At 36.0% G+C, this 23,869-nt stretch carries 33 protein-coding genes; 24 read left to right on the forward strand and 9 right to left on the reverse strand.

Going from position 1 to position 23,869, the window contains the following annotated elements; translation table 11 throughout:
• Nucleotides 1–520 (forward strand): hypothetical protein (locus PCI70_RS11020; protein WP_269915388.1); only part of this gene is annotated, 520 nt, incomplete at its 5' end.
• Here PCI70_RS11020 and PCI70_RS11025 read toward each other — a convergent pair.
• Nucleotides 517–732 (reverse strand): excalibur calcium-binding domain-containing protein, encoded by a 216-nt coding sequence (locus PCI70_RS11025; protein WP_269915389.1) that lies wholly within the window; start codon nucleotides 730–732, stop codon nucleotides 517–519. The two genes, PCI70_RS11020 and PCI70_RS11025, sit on opposite strands and share 4 nt — an antisense overlap.
• Nucleotides 733–812: 80 nt before the next feature.
• On the opposite strand from PCI70_RS11025, the gene PCI70_RS11030 reads away from it, so the two are divergent.
• Both PCI70_RS11030 and PCI70_RS11035 read left to right on the forward strand, forming a co-directional pair.
• Nucleotides 813–1,115 carry a hypothetical protein gene (locus tag PCI70_RS11030; RefSeq protein WP_269915390.1) on the forward strand — a complete coding sequence of 101 codons (303 nt, stop codon included), beginning with the start codon at nucleotides 813–815 and terminating at the stop codon, nucleotides 1,113–1,115.
• Nucleotides 1,116–1,266: 151 nt separating this feature from the next.
• On the forward strand, nucleotides 1,267–1,848 hold the full coding sequence (locus PCI70_RS11035) for a hypothetical protein (protein WP_269915391.1): 582 nt from the start codon (nucleotides 1,267–1,269) through the stop codon (nucleotides 1,846–1,848).
• Between the two features lie 96 nt (nucleotides 1,849–1,944).
• On the opposite strand, the gene PCI70_RS11040 is transcribed toward PCI70_RS11035, so the two are convergent.
• Together PCI70_RS11040 and PCI70_RS11045 are read right to left on the reverse strand one after the other, a co-directional pair.
• Nucleotides 1,945–2,505, reverse strand: a complete 561-nt coding sequence (locus tag PCI70_RS11040) for a hypothetical protein (protein WP_269915392.1) — start codon at nucleotides 2,503–2,505, stop codon at nucleotides 1,945–1,947.
• Between the two features lie 524 nt (nucleotides 2,506–3,029).
• A complete protein-coding gene (locus PCI70_RS11045) occupies nucleotides 3,030–3,755 on the reverse strand; it encodes a S24 family peptidase (RefSeq protein WP_269915393.1) in 726 nt (241 codons plus the stop codon).
• Nucleotides 3,756–3,912: 157 nt separating this feature from the next.
• Between PCI70_RS11045 and PCI70_RS11050 the strand changes: the two genes are divergently transcribed.
• The 4 genes from PCI70_RS11050 to PCI70_RS11065 are packed head-to-tail and all read left to right on the forward strand — an operon-like array spanning nucleotide 3,913 to nucleotide 5,713.
• Nucleotides 3,913–4,146, forward strand: coding sequence for an XRE family transcriptional regulator (locus PCI70_RS11050; protein WP_269915394.1), 234 nt, complete (start codon nucleotides 3,913–3,915; stop codon nucleotides 4,144–4,146).
• A gap of 49 nt (nucleotides 4,147–4,195) precedes the next feature.
• Nucleotides 4,196–5,302: a hypothetical protein gene (locus tag PCI70_RS11055; protein ID WP_269915395.1), complete on the forward strand. Its 1,107-nt coding sequence runs from the start codon at nucleotides 4,196–4,198 to the stop codon at nucleotides 5,300–5,302.
• Nucleotides 5,299–5,487: a TraR/DksA C4-type zinc finger protein gene (locus tag PCI70_RS11060; protein ID WP_269915396.1), complete on the forward strand. Its 189-nt coding sequence runs from the start codon at nucleotides 5,299–5,301 to the stop codon at nucleotides 5,485–5,487. Before PCI70_RS11055 ends, PCI70_RS11060 begins: the two co-directional genes overlap by 4 nt.
• 4 nt (nucleotides 5,488–5,491) lie before the next feature.
• Nucleotides 5,492–5,713 carry an ogr/Delta-like zinc finger family protein gene (locus PCI70_RS11065; protein ID WP_269915397.1) on the forward strand — a complete coding sequence of 74 codons (222 nt, stop codon included), beginning with the start codon at nucleotides 5,492–5,494 and terminating at the stop codon, nucleotides 5,711–5,713.
• Nucleotides 5,714–5,958: 245 nt separating this feature from the next.
• Here the strand turns inward: PCI70_RS11065 and PCI70_RS11070 are convergent, their stop codons facing one another.
• The 5 genes from PCI70_RS11070 to PCI70_RS11090 form a co-directional block, all read right to left on the reverse strand.
• Nucleotides 5,959–6,366: a type II toxin-antitoxin system HicB family antitoxin gene (locus tag PCI70_RS11070; RefSeq protein WP_269915398.1), complete on the reverse strand. Its 408-nt coding sequence runs from the start codon at nucleotides 6,364–6,366 to the stop codon at nucleotides 5,959–5,961.
• A gap of 45 nt (nucleotides 6,367–6,411) precedes the next feature.
• Complete coding sequence (locus PCI70_RS11075) at nucleotides 6,412–6,591, reverse strand: type II toxin-antitoxin system HicA family toxin (RefSeq protein WP_269915399.1); 180 nt, start codon at nucleotides 6,589–6,591, stop codon at nucleotides 6,412–6,414.
• 70 nt (nucleotides 6,592–6,661) lie between these two features.
• Nucleotides 6,662–7,642 carry a hypothetical protein gene (locus PCI70_RS11080; RefSeq protein ID WP_269915400.1) on the reverse strand — a complete coding sequence of 327 codons (981 nt, stop codon included), beginning with the start codon at nucleotides 7,640–7,642 and terminating at the stop codon, nucleotides 6,662–6,664.
• Nucleotides 7,643–8,698, reverse strand: a complete 1,056-nt coding sequence (locus PCI70_RS11085; RefSeq protein WP_269915401.1) for a phage portal protein — start codon at nucleotides 8,696–8,698, stop codon at nucleotides 7,643–7,645. It abuts the gene before it with no gap.
• Complete coding sequence (locus tag PCI70_RS11090) at nucleotides 8,695–10,464, reverse strand: terminase large subunit domain-containing protein (protein ID WP_269915402.1); 1,770 nt, start codon at nucleotides 10,462–10,464, stop codon at nucleotides 8,695–8,697. The genes PCI70_RS11085 and PCI70_RS11090 overlap by 4 nt, the downstream gene beginning before the upstream one ends.
• 156 nt (nucleotides 10,465–10,620) lie before the next feature.
• Between PCI70_RS11090 and PCI70_RS11095 the strand changes: the two genes are divergently transcribed.
• The 11 genes from PCI70_RS11095 (at nucleotide 10,621) to PCI70_RS11145 (ending at nucleotide 16,701) form a co-directional block, all read left to right on the forward strand.
• Nucleotides 10,621–11,418: a GPO family capsid scaffolding protein gene (locus PCI70_RS11095; RefSeq protein ID WP_269915403.1), complete on the forward strand. Its 798-nt coding sequence runs from the start codon at nucleotides 10,621–10,623 to the stop codon at nucleotides 11,416–11,418.
• Nucleotides 11,419–11,432: 14 nt separating this feature from the next.
• A complete protein-coding gene (locus tag PCI70_RS11100) occupies nucleotides 11,433–12,443 on the forward strand; it encodes a phage major capsid protein, P2 family (RefSeq protein ID WP_269915404.1) in 1,011 nt (336 codons plus the stop codon).
• Nucleotides 12,436–13,167, forward strand: coding sequence for a phage terminase small subunit (gpM, locus tag PCI70_RS11105; RefSeq protein ID WP_269915405.1), 732 nt, complete (start codon nucleotides 12,436–12,438; stop codon nucleotides 13,165–13,167). Before PCI70_RS11100 ends, gpM begins: the two co-directional genes overlap by 8 nt.
• 100 nt (nucleotides 13,168–13,267) lie before the next feature.
• Nucleotides 13,268–13,717 carry a head completion/stabilization protein gene (locus PCI70_RS11110; protein ID WP_269915406.1) on the forward strand — a complete coding sequence of 150 codons (450 nt, stop codon included), beginning with the start codon at nucleotides 13,268–13,270 and terminating at the stop codon, nucleotides 13,715–13,717.
• Entirely contained in the window at nucleotides 13,714–13,926 is a 213-nt protein-coding gene (locus PCI70_RS11115) for a tail protein X (RefSeq protein ID WP_269915407.1), read from the forward strand. Before PCI70_RS11110 ends, PCI70_RS11115 begins: the two co-directional genes overlap by 4 nt.
• A gap of 2 nt (nucleotides 13,927–13,928) precedes the next feature.
• Entirely contained in the window at nucleotides 13,929–14,279 is a 351-nt protein-coding gene (locus tag PCI70_RS11120) for a putative holin (protein ID WP_269915408.1), read from the forward strand.
• Nucleotide 14,280: 1 nt separating this feature from the next.
• The gene (locus PCI70_RS11125) at nucleotides 14,281–14,553 is read left to right on the forward strand and encodes a phage holin family protein (RefSeq protein ID WP_269915409.1); all 273 of its coding nucleotides are present in this window, start codon (nucleotides 14,281–14,283) and stop codon (nucleotides 14,551–14,553) included.
• On the forward strand, nucleotides 14,550–15,389 hold the full coding sequence (locus PCI70_RS11130) for an N-acetylmuramidase family protein (RefSeq protein ID WP_269915410.1): 840 nt from the start codon (nucleotides 14,550–14,552) through the stop codon (nucleotides 15,387–15,389). Before PCI70_RS11125 ends, PCI70_RS11130 begins: the two co-directional genes overlap by 4 nt.
• Nucleotides 15,386–15,577, forward strand: a complete 192-nt coding sequence (locus tag PCI70_RS11135) for an ogr/Delta-like zinc finger family protein (protein WP_269915411.1) — start codon at nucleotides 15,386–15,388, stop codon at nucleotides 15,575–15,577. Before PCI70_RS11130 ends, PCI70_RS11135 begins: the two co-directional genes overlap by 4 nt.
• Nucleotides 15,552–16,076 carry a phage tail protein gene (locus PCI70_RS11140; protein WP_269915412.1) on the forward strand — a complete coding sequence of 175 codons (525 nt, stop codon included), beginning with the start codon at nucleotides 15,552–15,554 and terminating at the stop codon, nucleotides 16,074–16,076. The genes PCI70_RS11135 and PCI70_RS11140 overlap by 26 nt, the downstream gene beginning before the upstream one ends.
• Nucleotides 16,069–16,701 (forward strand): phage virion morphogenesis protein, encoded by a 633-nt coding sequence (locus PCI70_RS11145; protein ID WP_269915413.1) that lies wholly within the window; start codon nucleotides 16,069–16,071, stop codon nucleotides 16,699–16,701. Before PCI70_RS11140 ends, PCI70_RS11145 begins: the two co-directional genes overlap by 8 nt.
• Here the strand turns inward: PCI70_RS11145 and PCI70_RS11150 are convergent.
• Nucleotides 16,686–17,102: a hypothetical protein gene (locus PCI70_RS11150; RefSeq protein ID WP_269915414.1), complete on the reverse strand. Its 417-nt coding sequence runs from the start codon at nucleotides 17,100–17,102 to the stop codon at nucleotides 16,686–16,688. The two genes, PCI70_RS11145 and PCI70_RS11150, sit on opposite strands and share 16 nt — an antisense overlap.
• Before the next feature lie 158 nt (nucleotides 17,103–17,260).
• Here PCI70_RS11150 and PCI70_RS11155 point away from each other — a divergent pair, with 158 nt between their 5' ends.
• From PCI70_RS11155 to PCI70_RS11180, 6 genes are read left to right on the forward strand one after another with little or no spacing between them, the layout of a single operon-like run.
• The gene (locus tag PCI70_RS11155; RefSeq protein ID WP_269915415.1) at nucleotides 17,261–17,794 is read left to right on the forward strand and encodes a phage baseplate assembly protein V; all 534 of its coding nucleotides are present in this window, start codon (nucleotides 17,261–17,263) and stop codon (nucleotides 17,792–17,794) included.
• Entirely contained in the window at nucleotides 17,794–18,138 is a 345-nt protein-coding gene (locus tag PCI70_RS11160; protein WP_269915433.1) for a GPW/gp25 family protein, read from the forward strand. Before PCI70_RS11155 ends, PCI70_RS11160 begins: the two co-directional genes overlap by 1 nt.
• Nucleotides 18,138–19,028, forward strand: a complete 891-nt coding sequence (locus tag PCI70_RS11165; protein WP_269915416.1) for a baseplate assembly protein — start codon at nucleotides 18,138–18,140, stop codon at nucleotides 19,026–19,028. Before PCI70_RS11160 ends, PCI70_RS11165 begins: the two co-directional genes overlap by 1 nt.
• On the forward strand, nucleotides 19,028–19,639 hold the full coding sequence (locus PCI70_RS11170; protein WP_269915417.1) for a phage tail protein I: 612 nt from the start codon (nucleotides 19,028–19,030) through the stop codon (nucleotides 19,637–19,639). The genes PCI70_RS11165 and PCI70_RS11170 overlap by 1 nt, the downstream gene beginning before the upstream one ends.
• Nucleotides 19,639–23,346: a phage tail protein gene (locus PCI70_RS11175; protein WP_269915418.1), complete on the forward strand. Its 3,708-nt coding sequence runs from the start codon at nucleotides 19,639–19,641 to the stop codon at nucleotides 23,344–23,346. The genes PCI70_RS11170 and PCI70_RS11175 overlap by 1 nt, the downstream gene beginning before the upstream one ends.
• A 1-nt stretch (nucleotide 23,347) precedes the next feature.
• Entirely contained in the window at nucleotides 23,348–23,839 is a 492-nt protein-coding gene (locus PCI70_RS11180; protein WP_269915419.1) for a hypothetical protein, read from the forward strand.
• Nucleotides 23,840–23,869 lie beyond the last annotated feature (30 nt).

Raw genomic sequence — 23,869 nt, forward strand, 5'->3', positions numbered from 1 at the left:
TCATGAAGCTGATGTTTTTTACCTATTTCTAACTAAAGTTAAAAATCATACAGATCTAAAAAATAAAATTCTTGAAGTTTGTCATAAATTCAGAAGAGAGGAATTAACATATGCATGGATTTATATGTATGTAAAATATGTTAAACATAATGAACATTATCAAAAAGAAATAACTTCTATTTTTCTTGAATTAAATGAATATAATTTCTCTGAGAATATTCTAAATATTAATCCTAGATTTTTAGGTAGTGAAGAATATAGAAATTATGAGAACGAATGGTTGATTTGTGATAAAGCTAATTTTTTAATTCTACTTTTAATAGATGAAAGTATAGATATTGATTATGTTGACAAAAATATAAAACAAAATTTAATTTCAGATCTTATAATTTTTTTGGAAAAAAGGGATTTCTATAATAGATTATTTGAAAAAAATATTTCGTTAAAAGAAATTCATCAGCAGAATTTAGATAAAGAAAATATTATTAAAAAACTAAAACACCTTCAAAAAAAAGGTTAATTTCTTTTTTTAGGACAAACCTTTTGAGGACCACCTGGCAAGCAATCACAAGCACTGCCATCATGGTCACGATCTAAGCGTTTGTACCCTGGTTTTTTAGCATTAAAGTAAGCCTGTGCTTGAGCATGGGTTTTAAAACTCTTACAACTCACTGCAAAACTTGCGGTTGGTAATACAGCTAATCCTAAGCAAACAACAAATAGCTTTTTCATTTTTGGTACACTTCACAAAATTAATATATTATATATTCAACTAAATATTTTGCATAATTTAATTAAGGAAATATTTTAAGATGACAACAATATCCTTGAGTAATTCTTACCATTCATTATATCAATTAATAGCAGCATGGTTTATTGATGTAGGTTATGAAGAGGAAAAGCCTTTTAATGAAGTTATTGAAGAGTACAAAAGAGTTTATAATAGACGTCCAGAGCACTTAACTTTACTTAAAGCAGAATTTGATACCTTATTTAAGAATAGAGATATTAGTTACGATGAAATAATGGAAGAATCAAATATATATTTTGAGAATGAAAAAGAGGCATATGATTGGCTATATGAGCTATACGGCTATTTGTTTGAAGGGAAATAAGTAGAGTTATAAACCAAATGAAAAAACAGAACCATTCCTCTATTTATTTTAAATATATATTTAGATGATATAATTTGATTAAAAAATTTATATTTTTTCTTAACTATTTATAATCAACTCATGCTTTTATGTTTGTTTTATATAAATCTTTATGTTTAAAAAACTCCTCCAACATACTATTTTATTGAGTACTTTTTTAATTTCTGTAGATGCTTTTGCAGACAAAATACAAACTTTTGATATTTCAGCTCAAGAATATAAAAATAACTTTAACATTGTTGCTAAAAAACAATTTTTGACACCTATAAATGAATTATATATTCAATGGTATGGAGGAGATTTTGGGACAAGAAAATTTTTTACAAATCGTGAAAATCGAGCTGTTAAGTTGAATGTTCAACTAGACAACAGTAAAGAAAATAAAGTAAAAGAAGTTACAACCTCTTTGATTTTGGAAGATAAAAATTTTTCTTTGAAAAAACCATTAATTGAAAGTTTTTCTAAACTTTCATTGGCTGCCTTTGAAGTACTAGACTCAGGTAAAGATGATTATTTAAGAGATGAATTTTTACAAAAGTTAATGAATAGGTTAGAAAAAAGAATTCAAAAAGATGAGTCTTTTAGCGAACAAACATTTTATAAAGATTACAAAGTTATAGCATCAAAAACAACAACATCATTAAATATGCAATTTCTTGAAGTGAGCATAGCACCTGCGGAAGAATTTGAATAATTGAAAAAGGCAGGAATATTTTACACTTCCTACAAAATACTCATTAACTCATTAACTCATTAACTCATTAACTCATTAACTCATTAACTCATTAACTCATAATGCTAATTGTACATTTTTTAAGGTATTTTCTAAGAATTCATAACGAACATCTTTGATCGAAGGATACAAAAACTCATTGTAATCATCACCATAAATTTTAATTAAAGCTCTTGCTAAATCTTCTCTAGCAAACATAAAAAAAGGCGTATCGTCAGCACCATTAATTTCTTTAAGTTCATCATAAGCCCAGCGTAAGTCAAAAGCATTTATACGATTTTCTTTACGAGCTTTTTTGATATCTTGTAGACCTGTTTTATAAATCCATAAGATAAAATCTTCACCACTTTTTACTTTACGTTCAATCTGAACATTGAAGGCTTTAAAGATAAGATGCTTCAAACTTTCAGTTTTTAAAAATTGGTCAAAAGGTTGGTTCAAATTACAATAAGCCGCTCGCCCTTCATACCATCCAATTTCTAATTCAACGATGCCAGTACGTTTTGCCAAATTTTCTTCTAAATTTAATTTTGCAACTCTATTACCTGACTTGTCTAAAAACTCTAACTCTTTGCAAATAATGACAGTTTCTTTTAGCTCTGTTTTGATAAGAGTCATTATACAGCCTCCAACACAGACACAACTTGGGTAAAATCTTCGCGTTCTAGCACATAGTTTTTATCTACATTACCAAGTTGATCAGTCACATACGCATCATCAATACAGTTAATGACTTGACGGTTGTCTTTGGTCTGGTTTTTAAATAAAACGTGGATAAGCTGTTGATTATCACGCGTTGAAACAATGGCTTGTGCTGTTCAAAATTAACACTTATAAGTTGATAAGACGTTTTAGGCTGGGTAGTAGAAATATTAGGTTGTGACATAAAAGCATAAGCTGTTGTTATACTTGTCATTGTAATGAACAAAACTGATTTGACGATTTTAGATTTAAAAGACATAATGACCTCGCATTTTATGTGTAAAGCCACGATAGCCGTCCAAAGTCATCGTGGCTTTTTTGTATGTATTTTTATTTTCACCTATTAGGTGAATTTTTGCAAGGAAAAGTTTTTATTGGGTGAATTTAGAAGATAAAAAATACAATTTTTTTTGTAAAAATATTCAAAATTATAAGAAAAATTATAAATCTATGGGAAATGCCACATGAAAAACTTGTCCAATCACCCTAAAGTTTTCTTTTGAAGTTAAAAATATATCTGGATATAAATCTTTATCTGGATTAGAGCTTACTAGTCTAAGTTTATGTTCAGGAAGCCTATAAACGTGCCTAATCATTAAGATCCCACCACTTTCAATAGCATATATACCACCATCTTTATTAATTACTCTTCTTGATATATCAATAAAGATTTGAGCGTTATATGGGATTTTTGGAAGCATAGCCTCACCATCTGCTGTAATGGCTTTAACGTTATCCCCATGAATTTTGCGTTCATTTAATTTAAATTCATCTACTGCAATCATTTCAATATCTTGTTTCTTTTCATTGTTACTATATTCAAACTCTAAAAAATCTTTAGTATTTAAATATAAAGGAACGTGAATCAGTTTAAATTCACTTGAATTTATATTTTCACTGATTGAAGGAACATTTTGCAATGACGCTTTAGCTAAATATTCTTTATTAAAATCTAATTCTTCAATTGATATATTAAAAAAATCGCAGATTCTTCTTGCTACTGTATCTCCAATTGTCTTAGTCGGATTTTTACCTAAATAAGCACTAATTAATGAAGGGCGCATATTCAGACCATTAGCAAGTTCTGTTTTCCTAATACCTTTTTGCTGTAGTAGCTTTAAAGTATTAGTTCTGCGAGTTTGAGCGAGTGGGGAAAGAAAAATCATCTTCTGTTACCAAGTTCAATAAACATTGTTTTTAATAAAAATATACATTCTATGCCTAACAGGTGAAAAAAGACAAAGTAATTAAAACCTTAATCATTGAATGCTTTCCAGTTTAGAGGTAAACTCAGGATAACTTTATACCCCTAACAGGTGAAATGTGGATTTTCTTAAGTTTTGGAAATCTCTTACAAGTGAAGAAAAAGATGTGTTTTGTAAAAAAGTTAAATTAACAAAAGGGTATATAACTACACGTCTTATATATAAGAGTAGAAAGCCAACATTAGAACGTATTGATTTAATGGTAAGCGCTTCTAATGGGAAATTAACACATCAGGGATTAATTCATTTTTTTATAAACAATAAAAAAGCCTCAAGTGCTACCAACACCTGAGGCTTAGTACCTTTATTTCACTATCACATAAAATAAGGATTTAACAACTATGAATATGGCAGTAAGTATACCAAAAAATGTACAAAATGGCGAAGTAATTTCGTTCAAATCTTATAAAAATCTAGATAAATTTGAGCAAGGCTATGTGCAATCAAGCCAACTCTACAGACGCGAAGTATATCCATTCTTAAGCGATGCTGCTCGACATGTATATTTTGAACTCGAATCTCGAATTAATGGATATCAAAAAGAGTCTGATTATGTGAGTTATTCGCAGTTGCAAACTGCAGGACTTGAAAACTCAAGAAAAATTAGCCGTTCAACTATCTCAAAAGGGATTACTGAATTAGTTGAAAAGGGCGTTATCACTATTTTATCTACCTGCACAAGACGTGGAAATAAATACCAAATTAACGAGGTTTCTTTACTTCAAAAACAAGACCGAGTAGTCCAAAATCTGAACTGCACTAGTCCAAAATTCGAACCGCTAGCAGTCCAAAATCTGGACACACAAAAGAAAGAAAAAGAAATATTTAAAGAAAATAAAAAAAAGGACTGGTTTGATTTTAAAAAATTAGAAAAGCATGTTTCACAGAAAAATAAAATATTGGGTACTACAATCTCTTTAAAACAACTGACAGATGCAAGTTGGTACAAATACGAATTTGAGCAGTTTGAAGAATACAATGCTAACAACCAAATCACAGACGAGTTAAAACATTCGTACTTAGCAAGTTGGTTATTCAAAGCCTATACAAAATATGAAAAACCTTCTGTTTCTGAAAACAAAGGTTCTACATCTAAAAAACAAACCACGTCAGAAGCTCAAAAACAGCCTATAAACAGCAAAAAAACAAAAAATGACACTCAGATACCATCTAACGCTCAAACATCGCTTAAAACGCAAAATAAAAGCATTGAGCATAGCTTTGAAAAACCAAAAATTATTTTAAGTCCTAAACAAATCCGCTTTTTTGCTAAAAAACTGGCAAACCACGCATTATTTTCAAGTATTCATGCAGGTGCAGGAGAAAGCTTACAAGCATTTCAAACACGTTTAGTGGGATTACTTTGTAATCCCGATTTTGTAGAAAAACATCTGACAGATTTAAAAGCTGTGGGATATACAACTGGTATGGAAAGACAAAAACGATGACAGATATGATTGATCAGGCACAAGAAATTCAACTCAAACAAGTGGCTTGGGTAAAACAAGACTATCAAACACCTTCGTTGGTGGAATGTGAAGAATGCGGAAATGATATTCCTGTTCAACGACAGAAATATGGCAACATAAAATTGTGTATTGAATGTGCCACTGTTGCAGAAAAACGAGGATAAACTTATGTCATCAAGACAACTATTTGCTTGCCCTCATTGCAATGCAAAAATGAAAGTGACTGCAAGTAAGTTAGAAGCAAGTTTATTTAGAGTATCGTATTTTCAGTGCAGTAATGTATTTTGTGGATTTACGGCAAGAGGTGAGTTTGCCATTACACATCAAGTTTCACCCAGTAATATGCCAAATCCTGACGTAAATTTAGATGTTTTTAGAAAAACAGCCTAGTGTATTTTGTGCAGTAAAATGCAGTATTCAAAAATAATAAATATTAGGCTCTAAAAGCCTTATGTATTGGGGTTTACAGATATGTTATGCAGGGGATTTATACTGTCGGGAAATCGACACATTTGCACAGCGCAGGTGGGCGGGGTAACTGCGCGCAGCAGGCAACACACACTTTATTTTGCTTTTTGTTTTTTTGAGACGAAAAAAAACCTCATCGGGTGATGAGGTTTTTAATATTAAAAAATTTAGTGAGTGCGTAATAGCTTTTCTGCACCTTCTGCCAAAAAAGCAGACCGAGAAGTAAAACGTGTATCATTTTTTAAATGATCGTCAATCATCTGAATTAAACGGCTTGGTAATGTGACGTTGATTTTTTTTGCTTTGCCTAAATAACGGCTTACATCAATATCAACGATTGCCCAGATCATGCCCTTATAGTCATCATGGTTGATAAATTTTTCAATACTTGAAGCCATTGGAATTTCGTCTCCATCTTCTGCTAGCCCTTCTAGGTGAAAAGCAATGGCTTCTTTTGCATTGTCTAAAGCTTCTTCAAAAGTATCACCTGCTGAAAAACACCCCGCAATATCGGGTACTTGTACGCCATATGCTTCAGTAGCTGAACCTTTTTCAATTGCAATTGGATATAACATTTAAGTACCTCATTTATTGAATATTTAAGTCGGGTAAAGCAAGTCTTAAAGACTTGCTTGTTTCAAAATGCTTTTGACAGTGTTAAGCGGTAAATCCTTTTTGGGGTGAGGTATTGTTACTCGTCCTTTTTTTGTGGGATGTTTAAACTGATGATGACTTCCCCTCACTGCAACTTCGTACCAACCGTCTGCTTGAATCATTTTGATTAACTCACGACTTTGCATATTCCTTGCTCTTGATTGTATAAGGTTATTATAACCCTAGAGTTATAATAAGTCAATACCTCTAGGGTTATTATTTATTATATAAAAATGATGCGTAAAACTTTTTATATGATTGTGAAATCACATTTTGGTTATATGTTTCTAGTAAAGATTCTTCATTTTTATATTTTAAAATTTTTATAGAAGTTCTAAGCTTTTCAAATACTTCTATAGGAATATTTAATTCGTCAAGAGGAACTTTGAGAAGCTCTGCTATATTTTGTAAGGTTTTGGGTATGCAATTAAAAATAATAAATGCATTTTTAGTTACATTGAAAGTGTAATTTACTACATTTTCTTTGTCAGAAAGAGCGATGTAGCTTCTATCAGATAATAGGCATGATGGATCATCATAAACTGATAAAAAAATATGTATAATATTTTTCTCATTATCGAAAAAATTAGAAGCTATTTTTTCTAAAAAAGAGTAGTTTGCAGTTTGCGGACCTTTAAAAGGTACAACCATATAAAAAATAATTTTCAGCCATTTTTTATACGTAATTGAATTGATATTCAAATTAGATAAAATTTTTGTATCAACATTAATTTTATCAATTTTCTGAAAGATTTCTAGTAAATTTTCTTCTGTTGGAAAATAACTACAAAATGAACCAAAAGTATTTACTGTTTTTTCAATACAAAAAGGATTGCGTATACTATTCATTAATTTTGCACAGAGAAAATCTAATAAAAAATGTTGCTCTAACTCTGAACTATCAAGAAGTTTATGACTCAAAGTTTCTATTTTAGACTCTAATTCACTAAAAAAACTTTCAAAATTATCTCTTGTACCATTTTCAAAAACTTCTAAAGTATATAAGTCATTAAAACTTAGATTATTAGTAATTTTTACTCCCTGTTGATTAGTGAGTTTAAATTCTTGATGTGATTGATCAAGTATTTCAAATTCATAGATTCGTCTTTTGGGTTTTGGAACGCTGTTATCTATACAGTTTAATTTTTGTTCTACTTGGGCGATATAGTGTTGATTTCGAGTTTTATTATTAAACATTTAATCCAAGCTCTTTAATTCATATTTTTTAAATTTTATCACTTCTTCGCCTGCCCAATCATTAATTTGCATAATGCGTGATTGTAGCGGTTGGATCTCGTTTTGATAGAATACTTCGGCTGCATCTTTAATTGAACCAAAGCCCCCTGTATTTTGTGGTACAATTCCCATCAATTGTGGTGGTATGCGAAGTGCTGCCAAAATATCATCTCGTGAAATATTTTTAATACTTGCAAAATCATCTTTGGCTGCAATTTCAGAAATAGGAATAATTTGAACCCCATCTTTTTTGCCATTGGGTGAGTGTAAAAATACATTTCTGAAGTTACCAGGCCCTTTACTGCTACGCAGGGCAGAACGTAATGATGAGACATCATTTGCATCTAAATTTGGGTCATTTACATACATCAAATAGCCTGCATGTGAGCCATTATTATAGTATTTTCTACGGAATAAAGTTGCCGACTCGTTGAGCCATGCGCTTTGTAGCGTTGCCACATATTCAGGTACACCATAAATTTCTTGGTCGATGTCGGTTTCCCGAATATGACAAATACTGCCTTGTGCAAACGTCCATTCTTCAAAACCTTCATCACCGTTATAAAGCATAATAAAAGTACCATCACGCCCTACACGCATTGACTTTGCAAGTGCAGGCTTATACTCCAATGTACTGCCCAAGCGAGATTGACGTTTTTCAACGTAGGCATTACCACACCAAATAAAATCAAGGGCAATTTGTTCAAAGGCTTTGCGTGAGAGATGAGGATGTGGCACAAATAAATTGGCTAAAAAATTACGTTTAAAAATAATGCCACTGCTTAAATAAGGCGTGGCTTTGCACGATTTAGATAAACCATTCACGCTGACTTGTGGCTCGTACCATCGTCCATTCCAGTAGCACTCTAAATAGTTAGAAAGGTCATGCCCATCAAGTACAGGCGTGGGTTCGCCAAACGTGAATGCTTCATGTCCTCCACCCTCATTTCTTGTCGAAAAAAGGCTATTTTCTAAAAGATTTTGGGCTTTACCCAATAACATTGTTTTTAAACTCATGCGTAAATTTCCAAAGTTGATTTTTTATTTATGTCTTGTCCGTGTAGTGGCTCATTGGCAAGTGCATGCATGAGTGCCCAAGCAAGGTCGGCATGTCCTGTTTCTTCTGAGCGAGTTGCCACATACGTTACTTTTTTCTGACTTGCAGTCAGGGTTTTCTTAATGCTCATGAGCGAGTGGGCTAAATCAGTTGCGCCTGCATCAAACTCTAAGCGGTCTTTACGGATCACGTCTGATGCCTTCATCACAAGGTAGGCTTTAACTTCGGGCGAATAGCTATACTCGGTGAGTGTTGGGAAGAATTGACGTACTAATTCTGCAACGCCTGCCCCCATTCCTGTATTGTCTACACCGATATAAGTCACGTTATAGGTTTGAGTGAGTTGCTTAATAAATTGGGCTTGTTGTGCAAAATCATCACCCTTGAGTTGATGACGTTCCAAAACTCTAAATTTGCCATTGGGTTGATCAGGTGGTGCAAGCACGATAATGCCTGCACTGTCGCCACTTAACGCAGGGTCGTAGCCAATCCAAACTGCTTTATTGCCAAACGGACGCTGATGAAAGTGCTTAAAATCGTCTTTCCACACTTCCCAAGAATCCACCATACAAGGTTGAAGCATATCCAATGGGAATACCGATGCCCCATCATCAATAAATTCACACATCAACAAGTTAGAAAATTCTTCTGCTGAATATTCAAATTTTAGTTCTTCAATATCAAATAAATCACAACCGCCATTTTCAGCATCTAAAATAGTGACAATTTGTCGCCACATTTTGTCCGAACATTGACGACCATGTTGTAAGGCTTCATGGCTAATATCGAGTTTGATTTGTTGGTCTTTGGGTCTGCGTTTGTTATAGCGTTCACCTGTCCAAAATTCATAGGCTTGGTGTGCCATAGTCGATGGGGTAGAAAAATACGTTTTACGCCATTTCTTATGTAGTGCCATTGCCGATGCGACTTTATTTAGGTCATTAAAACCATGTGTCCAAAAGAACTCATCAAAGTAAAAGTTGCCATGATGCCCCTGTGCTGTTTTGGCATTAGTCCCTAAAAAGGTAAGGCTTGCCCCATTGGATAAAATGATAGGATCGCCTGTGAGTTCTACACCGCAGGCTTCATTGGCAAAGGCTTGAATATAACCTTTAAAAATGTGGGCTTGGGCTTTAGATGCCGATAAAAAGATTTGATTACGCCCTGTTTCCACTGCATCGACTAAGGCTTCACGAGCAAAATACCACGTTGCGCCAATTTGACGGCTTTTTAAAATCACTCGTGTCCGTTGATCGCCTGCTCTGTACCAAGTGCGTTGATAATCAAACATTTCTGCTTCAAACAAACTAATCAGTTGCTCGGTTTGTTCTTCATCAAAATGATTGGATTTGGCTTTTTTCTTGATCGCACGTTGTTGCAGATTTGGGTTTAAGTCACTTTCAGAACCACCCTCACGATATTTTTCAATCCGAGCAAAGCGTTCATATTGACGCATCAATAAATCAATTTCTTTAAGATCACCACTGGTCTTTTTGTTTTTTAAGATGAGTGTTGCTAATTTAATAACAAGAGCTTCTTCAATCCGATTCTCAGGTTTTTCTTCTTCCCATTTTTCTCGTGTTTTCCATGAGCTGATGGTGCGCTCTTTTTCGCCTGTGGCTTCAGCAATATCCACCACTTTCCACCCAAGCCAATATAAAAACTTTGCTTTTAGGCGGTTATCTAAAATTAAAGAGAGGTTAGCAATGGGGGATAAATCATTCATAGCGACACGAATTAAAAAAGTTATCGCAAGATTGGCAGTTTAAATGTGATTTATCAGCCACAAAAAGTTTTTAAAGTCACTTTAAAAACTTTTTGTCGTTGCACGATATGCCTATTATTCTTCATTCTGCATCTAATTTATTTTTAGGTGTTTGTTATGAACGAAAAAGCAAAAACAAAATGGTTCTGTATTGCCGTTGCAGGGGCAACCACTGATGGGCGTGTCATTGATTCTACATGGATTCAAGAAATGGCAGCTAATTATGATCCAAAAGTATATACAGCAGGGGTAAATTGCGAACATATTAAAGGCGCACATCCCGAAAGCTCGTTTGGGTCATACGGTAATGTTTTAGCGTTAAAAACAGAAAATGTAACCATCAATGGTCAAGAAAAGCCTGCGTTATACGCTCAGATTAAACCCAATGACAATTTAGTGAAACTGACTAAAGCAGGACAAAAACTCTTTACCTCAATGGAGGTGAGTCCGAAATTTTCAGATACAGATCAAGCCTATTTAATCGGTTTAGCGGTGACCGATAACCCTGCATCGCTTGGTACTGAAATGTTGCAGTTTGCAGCAGGGGCAACAGTCAACCCACTGACGCATAAAAAACAACACCCTGGCAATTTATTTAGTGCTGCATCGGAAACTAAAATCGAAATTGAAGAGGATAAAGCCTCTGTTTTAGATAAGGTTAAGGCACTGTTTACTAAACAGGATACAAAACAAAGCCACAGCTTTGCACAACAAGAACAAGCCATTGTAGAAGTGGCAACCGAAACCCAAAAAGTCGGGCAGTCTATTGAAGCACTCGAAACAAAATTCAACACGCTTGAAAACGATTATAACGAGCTAAAAGAAAAGTTAGATCACACACCAAGCACCCCTACACGTCCCCAATCAGAAAACACCAATTTTAGCCAAGAAAATGTTCATGGCGTAGATTGCTAAAAGAGAATATAACAATGCGTTTTAACACTCGTCAAACCTTTACTGCCTGCATGGTGGCACTTGCCACACTGAATAAAGTAGATGCGGTAGAGCATAAATTTGCTGTTGATCCAAGTGTTCAACAAACCCTTGAAACTAAGATTCAGTTATCATCTGAATTTTTAAAGAAAATTAATATTAATTTAGTTGATGAGCAATCAGGTTCAGCCGTTGGGCTTGGTATTTCACGTCCAATTGCTTCACGTACCAATACAGGCGAAAAAGAGCGTCAAGCTATTGATCCATCACAAATGGATGAGCGTACTTATTTTTGCCGTAAAACTAACTTTGATACGGCTATTGCCTATGCCAAGTTAGATCAATGGGCAAAATTTAAAGATTTTTACAAACGCTTTAGTGCTGAAATCCAAAAGCGTCAAGCCTTAGACCGTATCATGATTGGTTTTAATGGCACATCTTATGCTCAAAATACCGATATTGTTGCCAATCCAAAACTGCAAGATGTAAATAAAGGATGGTTGCAAAAACAACGTGAAGAAAATGCGTCTCGTGTAATGAGTGACCTAGATAGTACAGGTAAAGTCAAAGTCGGTAAAAATGGTCATTTTGCCAATTTAGATGCATTGGTGATGAACATCACCGATGAAATGATTGATGAAGTCCATCAAGACAACCCTGATTTGGTGGTGATCTGTAACCGTAAATTACAGGCAGATAAATATTTCCCATTGGTCAATCAGACCCAACCCAATAGCGAAAAATTAGCAGCCGATTTAATTATTAGCCAAAAACGTATGGGGAATTTACCTGTATATGCTGCACCGTTCTTCCCTGAAGGAACATTAATTGTAACGACCTTTGCCAACTTGTCGATTTATGTGCAAGAAGGCGCACGTCGTCGTATGGTAATTGACAATCCAAAACGTGACCAAATCGAAAACTACGAGTCATCAAATGAAGACTATTTCATTGAAGACTTAGGTCTGATGGCAATGGTAGAAAACATTGAGGTGACGGATGCGTAATTTTGCTCGAGAGCATTATCAAAAGCATCAAGCGAAACAGGCAGCAAAACATGCTGCCGAGTTTGGCGAAATGCGACAGACCACACTGTATGAACAACTTTTAATGCAACTTAAACGTGATCAAAGTTTGTTAAAAGGCATCCAAGCCACCAGTGCCAAAATTGCAAAAAAACAAGAGCTGTTTATTCAGTACCAACCTTATGTAGATGGCATTTTGGAAACACAGCCAAACGTGCCTGATGAGGTCATTGGCAATATGTTGGTTTGGACGGTGGACATGGGTTTATATGACTATGCCTTAAACCTGATGCAGTACATGCTACAAGCCAAGCTTAATACCCCTGATCAGTTTGAACGGACAGTGGCAACCTTTGTCTATGAACAAGTGGCAGAAACACAGCTTAAATTATTGAATGCAGAAGATGAAGATGAGCCATTTAATTTAAATGTGTTGGTGGATTTAGAAACGCTTTTACACAAAGTGGATCAGTTCCCTGAAAACGCATTTGATATGCCTGACCAAGTTAAAGCACGTTTTTATATGGCATTGGGTAAAGCTGAACTCAAAACAGCTCAAAGCACTACAGAAACACCACTGCCAATCGCTTTAAAGGCTCAAACCTATTTAGAGCAAGCGATTAAATTAGATGATCGCTGTCGTGGTAAAAACGACCTCAAAACTGCGACTAAGCTCGTGAACGATTTACAAGGCAATATGCCTTAACAAGTGCCCTGCACCGCATGGGCGAACAATGGTCATGACCTTGCTTTTGATAAGCCAATGTCTTTACCAATGTTCCCACCCATGCACTTAGGAGTTTGATATGGGGTTGATTGCAAATGGTAGAGCAACACCACAAGAACAGAAAATTAGTGCGAACGGTTTTTTCCCTGAAATTTCGGTGGATGAAATTCGGGATATTGTCAAAGTAGATGGCTCAGTGACAGATGCACGAGTTAAACAAACCATTTTTGAAGAAATTCTTGATGTGAACCGCTTACTTGCCTCATTGGTTCAACCCAATACCACTTTAGTCAAACAAGCCACGCAGTGGATTGGTGAAAAATCAGATAAAGAAATTCTCTATTTTTCAGCGGTGAGCAATGGCGTTTCTGCAAAAGTATGCGAGAAGTATCGGGGCTATGACAGCACCAATGCAGGCAATAAACGTGCAGAAGATCTTACCTCTACCATTGACGAATATAGACGCAACAAGCATTGGGCGATCCAACAACTTTTACAACAAAACCAAACAACGGTTGAGCTGATATGAGCCAAACCATTACAGCCATGCAAAACGACACCATTGATGCCATCTGTTGGCGACATTATGGACGCAGTGCAGGCGTAGTTGAACAGGTACTCGAAGCCAATCCACAACTTGCAGAATGTGATGTGTTTTTACCGATGGGAATGGTAGTGGTTTTGCCTGACATCACATCACCTGAACAAGTACAACAATCAATAAATTTATGGGACTAATTATGCCTGAGCCAATTACACCACTTGGTATTGCGACCAGTGCAGGCGTTTTATCACTTTTGCCATTTGTAAATGGCGACTCACTTTTTGGAGCCGTTATTGGTGCAGCCTTTATTGCATTTTATAGCAAAGATTTAACGTATAAAAAACGCATCGGTGCATTCGTATTTTCAACCGCAATCGGTTATTTACTTGCACCTGAATTGGTACATCGTACCTTCATCGACAGTCACTCTACTGCTTCTTTTACTGTTGCAGTCATGGCGATTGTCATCTTACAAAAAATACTCGCATGGCTTGAAAGCGCAACCCTAGCAGACATTATCAACGCCTTGCGTGGTAAGGGGAAATAACGTGGAACACTTATTTGCATTCGTTGCGGTGTGCTGTTACTTCATTTCAGCCATTCGTATTTTATGTTTTGAAAATCATAACAGTAACCACCAACGCAAACATGAATTGTTAGCCATGATATTGATGGCTTCCTTTATGGGGCAAAGCGTGAATATCTTGTTTTTAAAAGACCCTGTGACTGTTTGGGATGCCATTTTTGGCATGGTTTTGCTTGGAATTATTTGGACAGCTAAAGGCAATGTGGCACAGCTATTTAAGGGGAAAAAGGCATGATTTATAAATATGGTGCGACAGGTTTAGAAGTTCTTAGCTTGCAAAAAAATTTAAAGCGATTGGGTTTGTATAATGGCGAACTTAATAGCTATTTTAATGGCAGTACTGAAAAAGCGGTGATGGCATTTCAGCGTCAAGTGGGCTTGGTGGCAGATGGTAAAGTAGGCGATAAAACACGCTTGGCACTTGCAGGACAAGATACTAATAAATACTTGCAAGATCGTGACTACCAACAAGCAGCCCAACGCTTAAATGTATCTGAACTTGCCATTCGGGTTTTTGGTGCAGTTGAAGGCTTAGGACGTGGCTTTTTAGATGATGGGCGACCTAAGATTTTATTTGAACGTCATCGTATGTATTTTTATTTAAAACAAAAATATGGTGAAGAATATGCCAAAAACAAAATGGCGAAGCTACCCAACATCGTTAATGTGGTTACTGGTGGCTATGTGGGCAATAGTGGCGAATATGCACGTTTAGAACAAGCCAAACAAATAGATGAGGACTGTGCTTTGATGGCTTGCTCGTGGGGGGAGTTTCAAATCATGGGCGAAAACTACAAAACGCTTGGCTATGCTTCAATTCAAGAATTTGTAAAACTTCAGTTTGAAAATGAAAGTTACCAACTAGATGCCTTTTTACGGTTTGTTGAAACCAAGACCGGCAAGGTGGGCAATAAAGCAATTAGTCTACTTGAAGCATTACAAAAAGAAGATTGGGAAGCTGTATTTACGCTATACAACGGCTCGGCTTACAAAAAATTAGGCTACCAAGCCAAATTCCAAAAACAATGGGATCACTTAGAACCACTTTATAAAAAGGACAAACTCGCATGATGAAATGCCCAAATTGTCGTCATGCATCGCATACACGGACGAGTCGTTATATCACCCAAACCATCAAAGAAATTTATTACCAATGTCAAAATGTAAATTGCTCTGCAACATTCAAAGCAACTGAGTCGTTTGACCATTGGATTTCTGAACCACAGGTGAGCTATGCAAAAACCGCAAAAGCTGCGTGAATTTTTAGCGAATGCTATTCCTGAATTTAAGCGGAATCCCGATCAGCTTTTGATATTTGTAGAGGGTGGCAATATCTGCTCTACCCTCGCTCAAGGCTTATCATTTGAATATAAATATACACTTACTATTGTGTGTACAGACTATGCCGATGAGGTGGCTAAAATTGCCATTCCGTTATTGCAATGGATACGCACCAATCAATCTGAGCTTTTAGCCAATTTAGATAAAGTCGAAGATGCAATTAAATTCAATGTCGATGTTATTGATAATAGCAAAGTAGATCTTGTGATTGAGTTACCACTTACAGAACGTACAGTGGTTAAGAAAGAAGGTGATCAGCTTAAAATTACTTATCCTGAAGAACCACAATATACAGAAGTCTGTGAGCCACAAGCCGTCACGTTATTTGATAAAGATGGAACGCCATTGGCATCTTGGCAATCTATACAAGCAGATGATTATAAATCTTTAGATGTGAAGCTCCCTCATCATGGCTGATTTAGAATTTTTATCAGAACATTTAAATGGGCTATTACAACAACTTAGCCCACAAAAAAAACAAGAACTGGCAAGCCATATTGCTAAAAAAATACGGCAGAGCCAAAAGCAACGCATCACACGCCAACAAAATCCCGATGGTTCAACGTATAAAGAACGTAAAAGACCAGTTAGAGCATTAAAACCTGTGAGCTTTATTTATCAAAAAGCGAATAGACAAAAACGCCTTGTCGAGCTGAGTAGCTACCGCAGAACGCTAACACGGTTAATTGGTTATGATACGGTTGTAAAAGGGACACGCACGTTTGTTAAAACTCGAATTGTTCGTTACTTACCCAACCATAAAACCACTGCAACATCAGAGCGTGGACAAGCCACTCGTAATAAAATGTTTAAGCATGTTCGTAATGCTCAATATTTAAGAATTAAAAAAACCACACAAGGCGCTGAAATTGGATTTAATGCACAGCTTTCTAATATTCTAAACATTCATCAATTTGGTTTGATGGGGGAGGTTGAAAAAGGTGGGAAATATACCAAGTATGCTAGACGTGAATTATTGGGCTTTAGTCAAGAAGAAAAGCTCATGATTGAACATGAGCTTTTGAATTATTTTAAAATATGACCTAATTTTTCAGCAATTTCTTGTTCTAGTTTTTTACGACTTCTTTCAAGTGAGGAATGTAAAGCCTCTTCAATTTCTGATATATTCTCTAAAGTAAGATCTCTACTTTTTGAGTATTCAATAAACTCTTCAAATGTTGTAACTCCCTGACATTTTAAATATTCTTGAAATGAATTTGATTTTGTAGTAGCTTCTTTAAAATCTTCTTCATTTTCAATATTTATCTTCTGATATTTATTTAAATAATCTGCAATAAAGTAAGCAACTTCATATTCTTCTTTTTTATTGACTTGCCAATCATCACGCCCATCAGGTTCAGGAATATCTTTTTTTGCACGACCAGTGTATTCATGCTTATTTTTATTTAATTTAGATAAAATGTCTTGTTCTGTAAAGCTCATCACGAACCTCTCATCATCTACTGCCAAACAGTTTGGTAGCTTATTCTTTAACATGGGACTTTAAAATAAAAAATCAAGTCCAAAACTTTTAGTTTTTAAAACCACTTTAAAAACTAAAACTAGATGCAAAAAAAGTAAGACTGCAACACGATTGCAGTATGAATGCAGACACCATTAGACGCTTGGAAAATATAGTTCGTTTTGGACAAATTGATAGCGTTACACCCTCAAGCCCTTTTCATACCGTTACAGTCAGTTTAAATGGCATTGTAACAGGACAATTGCGTCTGTTAAATGCAAGAGCAGGTAAAGATCAAACGCATGATTTGCCAAGCAAAGGCGAAGAGTGCCTTGTCCTTAGTCCAAGTGGTGAATTAGCACAGGGTGTGGTCATTGTTGGCCTCAATAACGATGAGTTCCCAACCATCTCACAAAATCCTAATGTTGTGATCCGTATGTTTGAAGATGGTGCGGTGATTTCTTATGACAAAAAAGCCCATCACTTAGGGGCAATTTTACCTAATGGTGCAACAGCAACGATCAAAGCTGATTTATTGGTCGATGGTAAATTACATTGCACTAAAGACATCACCACTGATGCAGATGTTAAAGCAGGCGATATTAGTCTTAAAAAACATAAAACAAGTGGTGTGCAATCAGGTAGTAATACATCGGGAGTACCGAGTCCATGATGCTTTCAAGAACTACAGGACAAACACTTAAAACCGAAATTGAAAATATTCACCAGTCTATTACAGATATTTTAACAACACCCATCGGCTCACGCATTATGAGACGAGAATACGGTTCTAAAATTCCCGAACTCATTGATCAGCCGATGAATGATGTGCTGATCTTACAGCTTTACAGTGCAATTTACACCCCTCTTTTGAAGTGGGAGAACCGCATTAGTATTGATCAAATTCATATCTATGAACTTCAAAGTGGATTATTAAGTTTAGGGTTAGATGCAGTGTACTTACCTACAAATCAAAATATTAACTTACAGATACCCCTACGTATGGGAGCAGCTTAGTGAACGTCAACTTTAAACAGCTTCCAATCCCTCAAATGATCGAGACTTTAGACTATGAAACACTATTGGAAGAACGTAAGAATGATTTAGTTTCACAGTGGGAAACTGAAGAAGAACAAGCGACCATCAAAAATATCTTAGCTCGTGAAAGTGAACCTTTAACCAAATACTTACAAGAAAATGTTTATAGAGAGCTTACGCTACGGAATCGTATCAATAACGCTGCCTTATCCAATTTACTGGCATTTGCAACAGGTTCAGATTTAGATGCTGTAGCTGCCAATTATGATGTAATCCGTTTACTTTCTTCAGAGGCAACCAACGACACTGCTGCTCTTTACGAAACAGATGAAGAACTACGTACACGTACTCAAATGAAATTTGACTCACTGAGTACAGCAGGCCCCGAAAATGCCTATAAATACTATGCTTTTTCAGCCGATGGACGAGTTGCAGATGTTTCAGTCATCTCCCCCGACCCTGCAATCATTGAGGTTTATCTTTTACAAAAAGATACAGCCAATAATGCAGCTACAGATAACTTAATACAGCTTGTAGCTAAAGCCTTGAATGCCGAAGATGTTCGACCTATTGGTGATCGTGTGAGTGTAAAAAGTGCTGAGATTATTCCCTATCAAATCCATGCCAAAATTTACATAAATCGCTATCCTGAAGATGCCTCATTACTCGATGTCGTTCAAAGCAATATTCAAGAATACATCAGTCAACAAAAACGTTTAGGACGATCTATCTACCTTAGCGAAATTCATGCAAAGCTCCATATTTCAGGTGTTAATCATCTTATTTTAGAAGAGCCAAATAAAGACATTATATTAACTAATCAACAAGCAGGATTTTGTACAGATTTAAAGATTGAGTTAGGAAACTAATGACAACATTACTTCCACCTAATCGGACGAAATTTGAATATAAACTTGAACAAGTGACGGCTAAAAATACATTGCTTCCTGTTCAAATTAAATCTATTTCAACAATTGATAAAGTGCCCAATAGTTTTCTGCCATTTTTAGCTTGGCAGTATTCAGTTGATCGATGGGAAAACAGTTGGCAACCCTCTCTACAACGTACACTCATCAAAAAAGCCTTTCGGCAACATCAAATTAAAGGAACATGTGCGGCTGTTAGAACGGTTCTTAGTCAATTTGGATATAGCTGTAAGTTTAATGAATGGTTTAACCAAAAACCTCAAGGTGTACCTGGTACGTTTGAACTTGAATTAGATCTCAATGGGCGTGAGCTTACAGAAGAAACATTTAACGAGGCAAAACGCCTAATTGAAGATGCAAAACCTGCGTCACGTCACCTCACAAACTTAAAAGTCAAAATTCAGCCTTTTGGAAAAGTATTTTGTGCAGCTATACAGCATTCTGCAATTTTAACCACAGTTAGCCCTCTGCCTGAAATACAGCAACTTCCTACTTATACCGCAACGGTACAGCATTTTTCTGTACTTACCACCACCTATTCGAGAGAAAAATAATGTCACAGTATTACACTTTACTGACAGAATCAGGTAAAGGACTTATTACTCAAGCTATCAATAGCAAACAGCCACTTAATATTACTGCCGTTGCTGTTGGTGATGGAAATGGGCAAGTGCCTAACCCTGATGATAAGCGAACCGCCTTAGTCGGTGAAAAAGCACGAGTTAAACCCAACTCTGTCAGTATTAATCGAAGTGCAGCAAATCAACTTATTATAGATGTTGTCATTCCTGCAGAGACAGGTGGTTTTTATATTCGTGAAACAGGTATTTATGTAGGAAATACATTGATCGCCATTGGTAATCATCCGCCTATGTATAAACCAAGTATTGATGATGGGTCGGTTGCTGAATATACCCTACGTACCATTATTGCTGTTGAAAATACGACTGCCATCAATCTCACACTTGACCAGTCTTTGGTTTTTGTTACGCAAAAAAGCGTAACAGATAATCTTAATAATGATGATCCTGTCGCACCACTCTCAGCACGTCAAGGCAAAATCCTAAAGGATGCAATTACAGCAGCAGGCATTGATTTAAGACTATTGGGTGCAGTAGGTGATGGCATTACAAATGATGAGAAATTTGTGCGTGAAGCTCTGACCTTAGGCTATACCCAATTTCATGGTGGTAAGTATAAAGTTAGCGATCCACAATTGGTTCAAGAATTACAAAGCACAAGCGGTTCAGCCTTTTTAGTTTATGCAGGCATAGAATATCCATTTGGGGATATTCAAAACCAAGCTTTAAAACTAAATGTTCCAAGCGTTTTTAGTAGTATTCAGCTTGCATTAAATTGGCTTGAACATAAACGAATTAAAAATAATTCAAGTGTCGATATTATTGTTGCAGATGGTGAATATCGCAGTAGTGCCTCCATTACACATCGTGTGCGAGACTATACCCGATTGAGCATTCGAGGTAATGAAACAGATCCATCAAAATGTATTTTATACGTTGATAACCGAGATAATCATGATGGCTTTTTCTTTAGCGATAGTACAGGGATTGGTTGGCTAAATGGTTTCACGATTATTGGAACACAAGGATGGATTAAAAAAGGGCAATGGAATAGTCAAATTTATGGCGCAGGAGTACGTGCCATCGGTGGCGCACAAGTTACACTTGGAACAAGCCTGATTATTGATAAGATGTACTATGGCTTACGTGCCATGTACGGTGCTTCAATTATTGCCAATGGTGTAAACGCAGAAGGGACATACGGTGGTGGTATTAAAGTCACCAATGCAGGCGATGTTGCTTTTCATGCTTATGCTGCAAGTATGCAAGTAAACTGTGCAGAAGCCTACGATACTGCCCATACAATAGAAGGGCTAGGCTTTGGCTTTTGTGCAGAAGCAGGTGGCTTTATTATTTGTGAATATGCAAAAGCCAACGGCAATCTCAAAGCAGGCTTTTATGCCCTCAGTAATGGTACAGCGTGGGCACATGGGGTCAGTGCTTCATTCAATAAATATGGGGTTCTTGCATGGGGTGGTACAGTTGAATGCAACACACTAGGTGCATGGACAACATTACTTACTGAGAATACAGATGCCAATATTTATTGTACCTATAAGGGCTTCATTGGTGCAAATAAAGCCATCTGTAAAACAAGTAACTATGGTGTGCTATGCGATAAAAATGCAACCGCAGATATTACAGCCGTTACAGTTACCGATAATACCTTGCATGGGGTTGCAGCCATCGAGAACGGTACAATTACAGGCTCGGCTATTCGTTCAGAGCGCAACAAAATAAACGGCTTTCATGCAGAGAATGCAGGCTATATTTATGCACCAAAAGCATCATCCAATGATAATGGTCAAAATGGCTTTTTTGCTAAACGCAACAGTAAAATTATTGCACCCAATTTTGGTGGTGCAGGCAACCAATACTTTTGCTATCCCATTCAATCAAGTGCAAACTTTGGATTATCACAAAGTGGTGGAAGCTATATTTTAGATAGCCTATTAGCGTCAGGCGATGGCAACACAGACGATACTGCCTGTGTCCGTTCAGCTTTCGATACAGACGTGACTGAAATTCCCAAAGGGGACTATAAAATCACAGATAAATCCTTGATTGCTCGGCTACGCTTTACTCAAGGAGAAGGAAACCTTGTCTATAACGGAGTAAAGTATCCAGCAGGCGATATTATTAATACTATTTTAGATTTAAAAGTGCCTGAGATTTTTCCGAGCATTCAAGATGCTTTCGATTGGCTTGAAAAGAAAAGAATTGTAGGCAATTCTGCCGTTAATATTCTGGTTGCTGATGGGAAATATAATATTTTATCTGCCATTACCTCTAAAGTATTTGATGGTAATAAACTCACTATTCGGGGTAATGAAACAGATCCATCAAAATGTATTTTAAATATCGATAACACAGCAAACCATGATGGATTTTTATTTAGTGAAGGTTATGGCGTTTCATGGCTAAACGGCTTCACTATTAATGGCACTAAAGGTTGGATTAAAAAAGGACAATGGAACGATCAGTGCTTTGGTTCAGGTATTCGTGCTATTGGTAAAACGGATGTAAAACTTGGTGCAAATTTAATTATCAATAAGATGTACTATGGTATTCGTGCCATGAATGGCGCATCTATTATTAGTAGTGGCTCAGGTTCCAATGTTGTAAATACACAAGGCGGTGGCATCAAAGTTACTAATGCAGGAGCTGTAGCATTTCATGCTTATGCAGCTACTTTAGATTGTCAATACAGCGAGGCTTACGATACAGCACACACCACGCTTGGCGCAGGCTTTTGTGCTGAAGCAGCAGGCGTAGTCACTTGTCATTACTCAAAAGCAGATAACAATGTAACACATGGCTTTTGTGCATTTAACAAAAGTATTGTCTATGCAAAAGGAGTCAGTGCCACACTTAATCAAAATGGTATTTATGCAGAAGATGGCACTATTGAATGCCATACAACCACAGATTATCAAACACGTTTATTTGCAAACAAGAATGCAGGCTTATATGCCACGCTCAGTAGTATCATAAAATCTGAATCGGCAATTTTAAACTTAAATAAATATGGTTTAATTTCTGAAGATTTAGCGGTGATTAAAGCCAATTCACTCATTGTTACAGATAATACGATACATGGGATCTATGCAAAAAATGGTGGACAGGTCTCAGGTAAAAATTTGCAATGTTCATATAACAAAAGTAATGGGTTTCATGCAGAAGATAACGCTCAGATTACTGCCCCGAATGCCATTGCAAGCAATAACGCCATTGGCTTTTACGCCAATCGTGATAGTAAGATCGTTGCCATTGGGCTAACCGGTACAGACAATCAAACCTTTTGTTCGCCTGTTCAAGTGAGTAAGAACTTAGGCGATCAAAATAATAGTCGAAGCACGATTATTGATGCATTAAATATTGATTTATCAGTACAAGGCTTTGATAAATCACTTGATACAAATGGCTATCAAAAATTGCCATCAGGTTTAATTTTACAATGGCTGGAAGTCAAACTAACCAAAACACAAGTGCAAACCGTTAATTTTCCAATTACATTTCCAAATGCAATTTTAAAAGCGTTTGTCAGTCAAACAGGTCGTAATACAGGCAGTAACACCTTAAATATTGATAATAGAACGACAAGCAGTATTACGATCTATAACGGTGATGCCAGTACAACACAAACGGTAACAGCCGAAATTCTAGTATTAGGAAAATAAGATGATCCAATTTAGCACCAAAACACAGCAATTTTATGATACATCTTTGGACTATACCGATCTTCCTGATGATTTAGTGGCTATTGATGAACAACAGCATAAGTATTTTTTAGATGCTTTAAATGAAGGTCGATATATTTTAGATGATTTTAGTTTTTCACCGCCCCGACCTCACTTTTATATGACATGGGTTGAGGGAGAATGGAGAGATACACGGTCAGATCAGCAAAAACAAGACGATCAAAAAAAATGCTTACTTCCTTTAACAAGAAGACAATTCAAACTTGTTTTATTGCAGTACCAGCTTCTAGAAAAAATTGAGCAGTTAATTGATCAAATTACCGATAAAACACTCAAATTTAAAATGGAAATTGAGTATCAAGAGTCCACAACATTTGAACGAAATAGTGAATCTGTATCTTATATGTGTCAACTTTTACAGCTGAGTGATGATCAAATTGATACCATGTGGCAAGAAGCTATGAACCTTTAGTTTTTAAAATCACTTTAAAAACTAAAACTA

The organism is Acinetobacter sp. HY1485, from assembly GCF_027568475.1.
Lineage (GTDB): Bacteria > Pseudomonadota > Gammaproteobacteria > Pseudomonadales > Moraxellaceae > Acinetobacter.